Source organism: Streptomyces sp. NPDC001732, from assembly GCF_053596315.1.
On the sequence record NZ_JBSFFY010000032.1, the window covers coordinates 73575 to 85810 of the forward strand.

Genomic DNA, 12236 nt, shown 5'->3' on the forward strand with positions numbered 1-12236 from the left:
CTTTTCGCGCACGGCGCTCCACCGGGCGCGCCGCCGCGTGGAGGGGGGTGCGATGTTCCCGTACGCGCACAACCCCGGGCACCCGGCCCGGCCCACCCGACTCCTACCCGGCCCGGCCCCGGTCCGGCCCGATCAGAAGTCGTAGGGCTTGGCCGTGTTCCAGTTCGTGACGTCGGCGCTGGACCAGGTGAACTCCGACGGCACGCCCTCCCCGTCGAAGGCGTCCTGGCCGGTGGCCGGGCCCGTGCCCCCGGTACGGTCGCGCAGGGCGATCGAGAGACTGCCCGCCGTACGGGGCGTCGGGCCGTCGGCGAAGAGCGCCACGGCGGAGTAGACCTTGCCGCCGGGCCGGACCGTGATCCGCGCGCTGCCGCCCGGGGCGTCCTTCGTCGAGTGGGGCAGGATCTCCCCGCTGCCCCCGAGCACGACCGACGGGGACGAAGTGACCCAGCAGGGCGCGGAGTCGGCGTTCCGCGCGGTGATCAGCAGGTGCTCGCCCGGCTGGTCCGGGAAGCGGTGCAGCACGGAGTACGACAGCTCGTCGCCCTCGCACGGGACGGTACCGGCGGAGGTGACGGTGCCTGCCCCGGTGGAGCCGGAGCGCGACACGGAGGCGGAGATGTCCTTGCCGTCGCCCGTCCCCGACACCTGCCGCACGTTCTCCGCACTCGTCGCACCGCCCACCGTGGTGGTGGTGCCCATGCGGGTCTTCACGGCGTCGGCACCGGCACTGTCCGAACCTCCGCAGGCGGTCAGGGTCAGGGCGAGTGCGGCGGTGCCGGCGGTCAGGGCGACGGTGTTGATCCGGGAGATACGCATGTCGAGATTCCCCTGTGCGGTGGTGTGGGTTTCGCGGAGTCCCCTGTGCGGTGGTCACCAGCCTGTACAGGCCCGTCGGCGTTTCGGTCACGCCCGGCTGATGTCCCGCTGACGTGGCGGACGACGGCACAGAGCCTACGTCCCGCACCCCGTTCCTCCCCGTCTCACGCGCCGAATCCGGTTCAGTCGAGCAACACCGACCGCAGTCGTGCGGCAAATGCCTCGGGGTGCTCACTCGAACCGGTGTGCCCGCCCGGGAACTCCACGAGCCTGCCGCCCGCCCGGTCGACCAGCCGGGGCCCCGGAATCGCCGTGAGCAGGGTGCCGGATTCCTCCCCGACACCGACGACCAGCTTCTGCGCACCGCGTGCCAGTGCCTCCAGGTCCAGGGTGTGACCGCTGAACGAGCACAACACGTGCTCCAGGAACACCGGGAGGTTGGCACGCATCCGCCGGACGGCCTCGGCCTCCCGCACGGTCTGCTCGACCGCCTCCTTCTCCCGCTCGGAGGACGGGGCACCCTGAGCGGCAGCCTCGGCCGCGTCGGGATCCGCATTCGTGCCCGAGGCCGGGTCCGAAGCCGAAGCCGGGTCCGAAGCCGAAGCCGGGTCCGAAGCCGAAGCCATGAGACCTTCCGTCATGGTGGTCAGCGCCGCGGCCACCCCGCTGTCGCGGAAGGAGTCCCGCACCGAGGCGAAGAGCCGCCGCCCCTGTTCCGGGTCGGGCAGCAGTTCCACCAACGGCGGCTCGTGCGCGATCACCCGGTGCAGCCGTTCGGGGTGCCGGGCGAGCAGGTCCAGGGCCACGATCGCCCCCGCACTGGCACCGAAGACCGCCACCGGTCCGCCGTCCGGCTCGAGGAACTCGATCAGCCGGTACGCGTCCTCGCTCTGCACCGTCACCCGCTGCTCGCCCGGTTCGCCGTCGAGGAGGCTGCGCGAGTATCCGCGCGGGTCGAGGCTCGCGACGGTCCATCTGTCGGCGAGCCGCGCCGCCATCCGGTCGTAGATCCCCGCGTCGGCGCTCCCTCCCGGCAGCAACAACAGCAACGGGCCCCGGCCGCGCGCCTCGTAGTACAGCGTCGCGCCGGGCACCTCCAGATGTCCGATGCGGTCCGGCGCCGTGCGGTCCGCTGCCGTGCGGTCAGTCATGTTCGTTCTCTCCCTTGTCCATGGCGGACGGCCAGTGCTCCAGCAGGTAGTGCAGGGCCTCGACGGCCCGCTCCCAGGAGGTCTGCACGTCACGGGGCGCTCCGAAGCCCTCGCTCGCCTCCAGCGCGCAGTAGCCGTGGAAGGTGCTGCGCAACAGCCGCACGGCGTCCGTGAGATCGGGCTCGGTCAGACCGTAGGCCCGCAGCATCGCGCCCGTGGTCTCGATGGTGCGGCGGTACGCGGACGTCCGGGCCGCGACGGCGGGGTCGACCCGCAGCTGCGTCGCCTCGTACCGTCCGGGTCGCTCCAGTGCGAAGGCCCGGTAGGCGTCGGCGAATCCGACCAGGGCGTCCTTTCCGGCCCGGCCCACCACGGCGTCGGCGATCCGGTCGATGAACTCCTCGGAGGCCAGCACCGCGACCCGGAACCGCAGGTCCTGGAGGTTCTTGACGTGCGAGTACAGGCTGGCGTCCTTGACGCCGAAGCCCCGGGCCAGCGCGGAGATCGTGACCTTGTCGAAGCCGATCTCGTCGGCCAGGTCGGCCGCCGCCTCCACCACGCGTTCGGTCGTGAGTCCCGCGCGAACCATCCGCCACCTCCATCGCAACCCATCCTAGGAACCCTAGGCACCTCCCTAAGTTACCAAGGCAACGTCACGTGGTCGACGGCGAACAGGCCGTTCCTCCGCTCGAATCCATACTGAAGATCACGGCAAAAATGATGATCCGGGCATTACCGACACGGATTGCGGAGCACGTGGATGAGCGGCACGGCACAGCTCGGCGTCACGGGGCTCGCGGTCATGGGCCGCAACCTCGCGCGCAACTTCGCCCGCAACGGCTTCACGGTCGCGGTGCACAACCGGACGACCGCGAGGACGGACGCACTGGTGGAGGAGTTCGGCCACGAGGGAGCCTTCGTCGCCGCGCAACCCCGCAGGAGTTCGTCGCGGCGCTCGAACGCCCGCGCCGGCTCGTGATCATGGTGAAGGCGGGCGGTCCGGCCGATGCCGTGATCCAGGAGTTCGCCCCGCTCCTCGAAGAGGGCGACGTCATCATCGACGGCGGCAACGCGCACTTCCAGGGCACCCGGCGCCGGGAGAAGGAGCTGCGCGGGCGCGGCATCCACTTCGTCGGCGTCGACATCTCGGGCGACGAGGAGGGCGCGCTGAACGGGCCGAGCATCATGCCGGGCGGTTCGGCCGAGTCGTACGAGTCGCTGGGGCCGCTGCTGGAGCGGATCGCCGCCAGGGCGAAGGACGGCACCCCGTGCACCATCCGCATCTGTCCCGACGGGGCGGGGCACTTCGTGAAGATGGTCCACAACGTCGCGCAGTTTGGCGAAGCCGCAGTTCAGGGCCATGCTCACGGGTGCCCAGTCAGCAAACGCCCAGCATGAGTCAGGAAACGCGCACCATGGCAACCCCGCTCGTTCGCGGCCTGGGCAGCTTCTTCAAGAACTGCCGCTGCACCCGTCAGAACCGCTGCGCACATCCCTACGTCGTCCGATACCGCGACGGGACGGGCCGTCAGCGTGAAGAGACCGGGTTCACCAGCCAGCAGGATGCCCTCGACCGTCTGACCAAGGTCTACGACGAGAAGCGCCACACACCAGAGCGGCAGGCCGCGTCCCGGTGCGAGATAGGTCGGCACCGATTCGGTCCGTACGCGGCCTCATGGCTGGCCCGGCAGCGTCACTGCACGTCTGGCAGCATCCGTACGGTGGACCAGGTCCCGAAGAGTCAGGTACTCCCCGTCCCGGAATCCCGTCGGATCAATACGTTCACCTCGACAGTGATCGACGACTTCATCATGTCGATGGAAGAGCGGTCGGTCGGATTGGGTGCCCAGCAGAACGCCTACGACACCCTCAAAAAAATCTTGCTGGATGCCCATCGTCGCGGAGGTACAGCAGAGGACCCGTTTATTGACGTCGCCTCCCCGGAGTACATCCCACGCAAGATCACCACCCCTACCCTGGACGAGATCCGCGCACTCAAGACACAACGATCCCTGCACTGGGGTCACTCAACTATGCAGTACCAGTGGCGGTCAGCAAAGAAGAAGGCTGGTATCACCCGAAAGCTCAACCCGTATTCACGGCGACACTTCTTCGCCTCGAACTGCCTATCCAAGGGTGTTCCGATCACCGACGTCGCGGAGTGGATGGGGCACAGCAATATCAACCTGACTTCCAGGATCTATCGCCACCTCACGCCGACCTCGGTAGGTCGGGCGGCTCGGCTCCTCAAGGAGGAACTATGAAGCACTTAAAGACGAAGGGCCGGGCGTGTGCCCGGCCCTTCATGCGGTCTTCTGCTGTTGGGCCCACCGATCGAGGTCGGCCACCTTGAACTTCAGCTCACCCCCGAAGTAGTACCTAGGGATGCCATGCCTTCGGGACTCTTCGGTACATCCAACGCTCCGTCATGTCCAGATAGACCGCCGCGTTGGCGACTCCGATGTAACAACGTTCCATTCACTGTCTCCTCATACGGTCCGACGTACGGTATACACGCCCTCTCCGGCCGCACCAAGTCACCCTCACCATGGGGGCAGACGCAGCCGAAGGAGTACGCAGTCCGGACGATCTGCGCGGGCACCGGCCTGGCCGCGACCGCGCCATCACGTTGCGAGCCGCCCATCGGAGATCACCACAACGTGGTGCCGACAACGCGCACCAGCTGCGCATCTCCGAACCAGTTCTCAGTGTGAAAAAGCCCCCGGACCGCGCCCCGCACGAACCGTCGCGCCACAGGGTGCCGACGACCATCCGGGGAACATTGGCGACACTATGACAGCTTCCCAGTCCTCGATCGCCTGCCCCTCGTAAGCTCGGTAACCCGTTCCGCTATGAGGGTCGGCCGGACTACCGAAGACCACGAAACCGGAAGTGGGCACAGCCACAATGAGCAGCACAGCGCAGATCGGCGTCACAGGGCTTGCCGTAATGGGCCGCAACCTGGCCCGGAATTTTGCACGCAATGGATACACCGTTGCAGTGCACAACCGCACGGCCGCTCGCACCGAAGAACTCGTCGAACAATTTGGCGATGAGGGTGACTTCATCGCGACCGAGAGTGCCGAGGATTTCGTGGCGGCCCTGGAAAGGCCACGACGTCTGGTCATCATGGTGAAGGCCGGAGAGGCCACGGACGCAGTGATCGCGGAGTTCACGCCCCTGTTGGAACCCGGCGACGTGATCATCGACGGAGGCAACGCACACTTTGCAGACACGCGCCGCCGAGAGCGCGAATTGCGCAAGCAGGGCATCCACTTCGTCGGCACCGGCATCTCCGGCGGCGAGGAAGGCGCGCTCAACGGACCGAGTATCATGCCAGGCGGCAGCAAAGAGTCTTATGACTCACTTGGGCCAATGCTGGAAAGGATCTCCGCGAAGGCCAAGGACGGTGCCCCGTGCGTCACACATATCGGCCCTGACGGCGCCGGACACTTTGTAAAAATGACACATAACGGCATCGAGTACGCGGACATGCAGCTCATCGGCGAGGCATACCAGCTGCTTCGCGACGTGGCCGGATACTCCCCCACGCAGATCGCGGACATCTTCCGCGCCTGGAACACCGGGCGCCTGGACTCCTATCTCATCGAGATCACCGCAGAAGTGCTCTCGCATGTCGATATGGCGACCAGTAAGCCCTTCGTGGATGTCGTACTCGATCAAGCGGAGCAGAAGGGCACCGGCCGCTGGACCGTACAGATCGCCCTCGACCTGGGCGTTCCCGTCTCCGCCATCGCCGAGGCCGTCTTCGCCCGCTCCGTCTCCGGCCACGCCACCCTCCGTGATGCCTCACGCCACCTCGACGGACCGACCGCTCGCAAGCTGGGTGAGGACGAGGCGGCGGCATTCGCAGACCAGGTCGAGCAGGCACTGTATGCCTCGAAGATCGTCGCCTACACCCAGGGCTTCCACGAGATCTCGGCCGGAAGCAAGCAATACGGCTGGAACATCGATCTCGGCAAGGTCGCCGCGATCTGGCGCGGCGGATGCATCATCCGGGCCGCGTTCCTCGACAGGATCACCAGCGCCTACGAAGCCCGGCCTCAGATGGCAAGCCTCCTCTCCGACAAGAGTTTCGCCGAAGAGATCGCCGCCGCACAGAACGACTGGCGCACCGTGATCGCCACCGCCGTCACCGAGGGCGTCCCCACCCCCGCCTTCGTAGCCACCCTCGCCTACTACGACTCCCTGCGCGCCGAGCGCCTCCCCGCCGCCCTCACCCAAGGCCAGCGCGACTACTTCGGCGCACACACCTACCACCGCGTCGACCGCGACGGCGCCTTCCACACCCTCTGGGGCGGCGACAAAACCGAAGTCGAAAGCTGACCGGCACCCGCAAAAGTCGATGCCGGGGCAGATTCTTCACTCCAGATGCGGTCACGGACGTTCAAGGGATCAGAGGCGGGGTCGCGCTTCCGTTCACTGCTCCGCAGTGCCCCTGGGACGCGAGCGAGAGGAGCGCCCTGATTTACCCACCTGCCGGAATGTTCTCTTGCACGTGAAATACAAGGAAACCGCGCGCGGTGGTCTCGCAGTGAACATCGTCGAGCGCTGAGCGCGTAGGCTCTGACCATTGCTTTTCTCCCTTCCAGTACCGTCAGGGCCTTCCGTGCTTACTCGGCAGAAAGTCCCTGATATGGCTCTGCCGCAGGACGCCTCGGAGGAAAAGCCGAACCGCCTCACGGGCTGTCCGTCGTCGGCTTCGGTGGCGGGGAGCCGACCCGCTGTACGCCCCCTGACTCGTCGACAGCGCGGGACCTCAAGACCAAAGCATTACAAGCCCCGGCAGAGCCCTGCCAGAACTTCCTTCAGCTTCCGCGTTGGTCCAGAAATCCCTGTTCAGAGCGGTGCTGCATGCTGGCCGGTCCACGATCGCGGTCGTCCTGCCGGATCCTGGCTGGGCCAGCAGGCCATCGGCTCGCGGGTTCATCGGCTCGCGGATCCCGTTCGGCGGCTGCCACATGCTGCTTGACCGAGGCGAAGCTGTCCGGTGCCACCGAGATCGAGTCGATGCCGGTCCTCACCAGGAATTCAGTGAAGGCTGGGTCGTCACTGGGGCGCTGGCCGCAGATGCCCACTGCGCGATCGGCGGAATGCGCACGCAGTACGAGCAGCCGAATGCTCTGTGTGACTGCGGGGTCGGTCTCGTCGAACACATGAGCAAGGGTCTCGGAGTCCCGGTCGACGCCCAGGGTGAGCTGGGTCAGGTCGTTGCTCCCGATGGAGAAACCGTCGAAACGCCGGGCGAAGTCCTCGGCCAGGATGATGTTGGAGGGGATCTCCGCCATGACGTAGACCTTGAGGCCGTGCTCGCCCCGGCGCAGTCCCTGCTCCGCCATGACGTCCAGAACCCGGTCGGCCTCTTCCGTGGTGCGGCAGAAGGGAATCATGACGATGACGTTCGTCAGCCCCATCTCGTCGCGAACCCGGCGCAGTGCCCGGCACTCCAGCGCGAAGCCTTCGCGGTAGCCATCGCTGTAGTAGCGGCTGGCACCGCGCCAGCCGATCATCGGATTCGCTTCGACCGGTTCGAATGCCTGCCCGCCGAGCAGCCGCGCGTACTCATTGGTCTTGAAGTCGCTGGTCCGCACGACGACCGGATCGGGCCAGCGGGATGCGGCGATGCGCGCCACTCCGTGGGCCAGCCGGTCGACGAAGTACTGGCCGCGGTCGAGGTGGCCCTCGGTCAGCTGATCGATGGCGCAGCGGTCATGCCGGCCCAGGCGCTCCGGGTGGAGCAGTGCCATGGGATGAGCCTTGACCTGGTGGGCGACGATGAACTCCAGGCGCGCGAGCCCGACGCCGTCGGCGGGCAGGCGCCACCACCGGAAGGCGGCGGACGGGTCGGCGAGGTTGAGCATCACACGGGTCCGGGTGGCGGGGAACTCGGTGAGATCGGTCTCGTGCTCCTCGAACGCCAGCAGTCCCGCGTACACCCGGCCGCAGGTCCCCTCGGCGCACGAGACGGTGGCGTCCTGGCCGCTGGACAGCACCTCGGTTGCCTGCCCCGTCCCGACGACAGCCGGGACACCGAGTTCGCGGCTGACGATGGCGGCGTGCGAGGTCCGCCCGCCATGGTCGGTGACGATCGCGGAAGCCTGCTTCATGACGGGTTCCCAGTCGGGGTCGGTGATGCCCGTGACGAGCACACCGCCGGTCGGGAAGCGGTCGAGATCCACAGGCGAGTCGAGGACGACGACCGGGCCCGAGCCGATGGCCTCGCCGACCGCGATGCCCTCGATGAGGCTCTGCTGCGGAGTGACGATCAGGCGGCAGCGGCGCAATGTCGTGGCGCGTCGGCGGGACTGCACGGTCTCGGGGCGGGCCTGCACGATCGCCAGTTCCCCGGTCAGGCCGTCCTTGGCCCATTCCAGGTCCATGGGGCACCCGTAGTGCGCCTCGACAGTCATCGCCCATTCGGCCAGTTGCCGAACCTCCGTGTCCGTCAGCACGCATCGCGAGCGCTCCTCGCCGGTCGTATCGACGCAACAGGTCCGTCCGTGCTGTCCGTAGACCGCCTTCTTCCGTTTCGCTCCGATCCGTACATCGATCACGGGATCCAGCGCCGGGTCCTTGAGGCCCGGCTTGAAGACCGTGTGCTCGTCGGGGTCGACCTGGCCACTGACGACGGTCTCGCCCAGGCCCCACGCGGCGCTGACCACGATGACCTCGGGAAATCCGCTTTCGGGGTCGAGGGTGAAGATGACTCCGGCGCCTGCGAGGTCGGAGCGGACCATGATCTGGACGCCGACGGAGAGAGCCACCGCGAGGTGATCGAAGCCCATCCGCTCCCGGTAGTCGATCGCGCGGTCGGTGAACAGCGAGGCGTAGCAGCGGTGGCAGGCCAGCAGCAGTTGGGCAGGTCCGCGTACGTTCAGATAGGTCTCCTGCTGGCCGGCGAAGCTCGCCTGGGGCAGGTCCTCGGCGGTGGCGCTGCTTCGCACGGCGACCTCGGGATCCTCTCGTCCCTGGTCGCGTGCGAGCTGCTCGTACGCGGAGACGATCTCGGTCCGCAGTCCGGCCGGAAGCGACTCGGCCATGATCATCGACCGGATCGCCGCCCCCACCTCCTCCAGCGCCACCCCATCGCGCAACCGTTCGATCTGCGCCTCGATCCGCCCACGCAGCCCGTGTCCGTCGAGCAGTTCCCCGTATGCTTCAGCCGTCGTCGCGAAGCCCGGGGGCACCCGTACACCTACAGCTGCCAGGTGCGCGGTCATTTCGCCCAGTGAGGCGTTCTTGCCGCCGACAATGCCGACGTCCTGCCGTCCGAATGCCGTGAACGGTGCGACACGCCGAGTGGTTGCCATGATGTCCTCCGCCGTGAGTGCGGTAACCGCGGGCTTCAGTGGGGCATGGGTCGGCCGGAGGGGGCGCGCAGATCCTGTTGCCCATGACGGCGTGACTTCCCCGGCCGGATCCTGATCCGGATGCGTTGCATCGTCGTCACCCCTTCGGGAGGCGGAGTCCGGACAAGGCATCCGCCATCCACGGTCGCTCCCCGGGAGGGCATCGCCGCAGTGCCGAGGAGGCCAGGAGCTGGGCCGAGTGGGCCGTACCGAAGAGGGACCGATCGGCCCATGGCCGGGCCGGAGCCTTGAGAACGGCGGGTGGCGGACGTGCGGTCGACTGCGCCGGACCCGTCAGGAGTCACTTCACCGGCAGGCGGAACCAGTGCTGCTCCCCCGCGGCCACGGTCACCAGCCGCCCGCCGGGCAGGCACACGGTCAGCGGGGCGGCCAGCCGCGAGCGGGGCGCGCGAATCCCCAATCGGCCCGGCAGCAGCCGGACACGGATGCCTCTGTGCCCGCGATGGCAGAACGTGAACGTGCAGCGCGGCACCTCCCTGAGCGGAATGGGATCGACACGGAGCCCGTCCGCGCCTGCCTCCAGTCCTGCCACGCCCCGCTCGACGAGATCGAGGGTGCCTGCCATGGCGCCGAGGTGAATGCCTTCGCCGGTGGTGCCGCCCTGGACATCCGCCACATCGCTGAGCAGGGCTTCCTCGCAGTACCGCCAGGCGTCCGGGCCTCTCTCGCGCGCGAGTACCCAGCCGTGCACCAGGCTGCTGAGGGTCGAACCATGACTGGTACGGCCCAGGTAGTAGCCGACCGTCGCACGCCACACTTCGTCATCGAGCCGGTACCCGAGACGGTCGAAGAGTGAGCGCAGTTCGGCGGGGCGGAAGAGATAGCCGAGCATGAGCGTGTCGGCCTGCTTGGACGCCTGATAGCGATTGACCGTGTCCCCTTCGGCTTTGTTCACCAGTTTCGGCAGCAGTTGCTCATGACGTCGGGAGGCACCTCATCGCTGCGGTGCTCGATGTTCACGGGAAGCGACAGCAACTTCGGGGCGACTCGTAGAGGCGTGATCGCGCGAGGCGGAGGGCCGGTGCTGGCTGCCTCGGCAAAGCTGCTGCCTGCCGCTTGGTGTCAGGCGTGTGCCGTGGCCTCGCGGGGTACGGCAGCTTCACGGTTCGCCGCGCGCCGGTGTTCGGGCCGCCAGGTGGCGACCAAGGCAGCGGCCAGCAGCAGTTCGGCGATGTCGCCGCCGTAGTACATGATCTCCGCGCCGCCCTGGACCTGGTAGATGGGGGCGTGGATGTCGACCCAGAAGCCGCCGTACATCAGCTGGGAGATCACCGCGTGCGCCGCGATGGCGATACCGAGGTAAAGCAGCCGGGCGTGCACGCCGGGGCGGGCGGGTGCCGGGTCGGGACCGGCGACGACGTAGGCGAAGAGGCAGCCGGACAGCAGGAAGTGCGCGTGCAGCATCCAGTGCGCGGCCGGGCTGCCCGCGGTCGCGTCGTAGAGGGGGGTGAAGTAGAGCACCGCGAGGCTGCCCGTGGACAGGGCCAGTGCGACCGCCGGGTGGGCGATCACCCGGGCGGGCGGGCTGTGCAGTACGGCCGTCAGATGCCGCCCCCGGGCTGCGGGCAGGGTGCGCAGCAGGAGGGTGACGGGGGCCGCGAGGACGAGCGCGAGGGGCGCGTACATGCCGATGAGCATGTGCTGGGCCATGTGGCCGCGGAAGTCCTCGTGCGCGAACGGGGCCACGGGCGGTAGCAGGGCCACTCCGAGCAGGGCGGTGCCGGTCAGGAAGCCGGTGGTCCGCCACCGGCTCCAGCCCTGGGCCGGGTTGCGGCGGCGGGCCCGGCGGGCGAGCAGCAGGTAGGTGCCGGCAGCGGCCAGTAGGACGAGGGCGGGCAGCAGCCACCCGAGGAGGCTGCTGCCCGCGGTGTGCCCGTGTGCGGGCATGTCGTGGTCCATCAGGCAGGCCGGCTCTCGTGCCGCTCGACGGTGGCGCCTGGGTCGAAGGGCTGGCCGCTGCGCTGGAGCAGGTAGCCGCCGACGACCAGCAGGGCGCCCAGGACGAGGAAGCCGATGTCCCACCAGACCCGGCCGTCTCCGGCGTAGACGTGGTGGATGCCCATGATGTGGTGGTCCAGGACGCCCTCGACGAGGTTGAACAGGCCCCAGCCGACGAGCATCCAGCCCCACAGCACCCGGGAGGTCCACACCCGCAGCCGGTTGTGGGTTACCCGCGAGTACAGGATAGCGAGCCCGAGGAGGACCGCGAGCCAGCACACGGTGTGGAAGATGCCGTCCCAGAGGGTGTTCATCTCCAGGCCCGAGACGGTGTGGGGGTTGTAGTACTTCACCCCGATGCGGTCCTCGTTGGTGCTGGAGAGCATGTGGTGCCACTGCAGGAGCTGGTGGAGCAGAATGCCGTCGGCGAAGCCGCCCATCCCCACCCCGAGCACGATGCCCGGCAACTGGATGCTCACCGGTTGTCCAATGCCGGCCTGGGCCTCGCCCGTTGTGGTGGCCATCGCTCGTCTCCACTCCCGGTCCTGGGCTCTGTTGGAAGATGCCTCAGTCGCAGGTTCCTCTCTCCATGGCACTCACGCGCGCGCATGTGCTCCACCCGGCCCAGACAGCGCGTGGTCAGAACTCGTGAACGTTTCGAACAGCTCCTTGGGGTCAGGTGCCTCCCGAACCGGTGAGCAAGTGCTGACCAATCTCGTGAACAAAGCCACCCCGGCGACTACGACGCCCGCCGGTGGTACCGGATCCTCGCCGAGCAGCGGGTGAGCGTCTGGTACACGGCGCCGACGGCCCTGCGCATGCTGATGCGGACCACTCCGCGCACCGGGCCGTACGACCTGCCCCGTTCGTTCGACCTGAGCGCCCTGCGGTTCATCGCGTCGGTCGGCGAGCCGCTCAACCCGGAGGCCGTGGTGTG

8 protein-coding genes and 3 pseudogenes are annotated in these 12236 nt (G+C 68.0%); 4 read left to right on the forward strand and 7 right to left on the reverse strand.

Annotation, left to right across the window (positions count from 1 at the left end; translation table 11 throughout):
* Window positions 1-132: 132 nt before the first annotated feature.
* The 3 genes from ACWCXX_RS26135 to ACWCXX_RS26145 all read right to left on the reverse strand — a co-directional run bounded on the left by ACWCXX_RS26135 (window position 133) and on the right by ACWCXX_RS26145 (window position 2559).
* Window positions 133-819, reverse strand: coding sequence for a DUF4232 domain-containing protein (locus ACWCXX_RS26135; RefSeq protein ID WP_451131252.1), 687 nt, complete (start codon window positions 817-819; stop codon window positions 133-135).
* A gap of 182 nt (window positions 820-1001) precedes the next feature.
* Window positions 1002-1970, reverse strand: a complete 969-nt coding sequence (locus ACWCXX_RS26140; RefSeq protein ID WP_451131254.1) for an alpha/beta fold hydrolase — start codon at window positions 1968-1970, stop codon at window positions 1002-1004.
* Window positions 1963-2559, reverse strand: a complete 597-nt coding sequence (locus ACWCXX_RS26145) for a TetR/AcrR family transcriptional regulator (RefSeq protein ID WP_451131256.1) — start codon at window positions 2557-2559, stop codon at window positions 1963-1965. The genes ACWCXX_RS26140 and ACWCXX_RS26145 overlap by 8 nt, the downstream gene beginning before the upstream one ends.
* Window positions 2560-2730: 171 nt before the next feature.
* On the opposite strand from ACWCXX_RS26145, the pseudogene ACWCXX_RS26150 reads away from it, so the two are divergent.
* The 3 genes and pseudogenes from ACWCXX_RS26150 to gndA all read left to right on the forward strand — a co-directional run.
* Window positions 2731-3338, forward strand: a pseudogene (locus ACWCXX_RS26150) (NAD(P)-binding domain-containing protein); the annotation flags it as partial.
* Between the two features lie 47 nt (window positions 3339-3385).
* The gene (locus ACWCXX_RS26155; protein WP_451131258.1) at window positions 3386-4234 is read left to right on the forward strand and encodes a tyrosine-type recombinase/integrase; all 849 of its coding nucleotides are present in this window, start codon (window positions 3386-3388) and stop codon (window positions 4232-4234) included.
* A gap of 643 nt (window positions 4235-4877) precedes the next feature.
* Window positions 4878-6317: an NADP-dependent phosphogluconate dehydrogenase gene (gene gndA, locus ACWCXX_RS26160; protein ID WP_451131260.1), complete on the forward strand. Its 1440-nt coding sequence runs from the start codon at window positions 4878-4880 to the stop codon at window positions 6315-6317.
* Window positions 6318-6799: 482 nt separating this feature from the next.
* Here the strand turns inward: gndA and ppsA are convergent, their stop codons facing one another.
* The 4 genes and pseudogenes from ppsA to ACWCXX_RS26180 all read right to left on the reverse strand — a co-directional run bounded on the left by ppsA (window position 6800) and on the right by ACWCXX_RS26180 (window position 11823).
* Window positions 6800-9301: a phosphoenolpyruvate synthase gene (gene ppsA, locus ACWCXX_RS26165; RefSeq protein WP_451131262.1), complete on the reverse strand. Its 2502-nt coding sequence runs from the start codon at window positions 9299-9301 to the stop codon at window positions 6800-6802.
* Between the two features lie 340 nt (window positions 9302-9641).
* Window positions 9642-10295 (reverse strand): annotated as a pseudogene (locus ACWCXX_RS26170) (glycoside hydrolase family 65 protein); the annotation flags it as partial.
* A 128-nt stretch (window positions 10296-10423) separates the two neighbouring features.
* Entirely contained in the window at window positions 10424-11248 is an 825-nt protein-coding gene (locus ACWCXX_RS26175) for a cytochrome c oxidase assembly protein (protein ID WP_451131264.1), read from the reverse strand.
* Between the two features lie 11 nt (window positions 11249-11259).
* Window positions 11260-11823 carry a DUF2243 domain-containing protein gene (locus tag ACWCXX_RS26180; RefSeq protein ID WP_451131266.1) on the reverse strand — a complete coding sequence of 188 codons (564 nt, stop codon included), beginning with the start codon at window positions 11821-11823 and terminating at the stop codon, window positions 11260-11262.
* Between the two features lie 210 nt (window positions 11824-12033).
* Here ACWCXX_RS26180 and ACWCXX_RS26185 point away from each other — a divergent pair.
* Window positions 12034-12236, forward strand: a pseudogene (locus ACWCXX_RS26185) (AMP-binding protein); the annotation flags it as partial.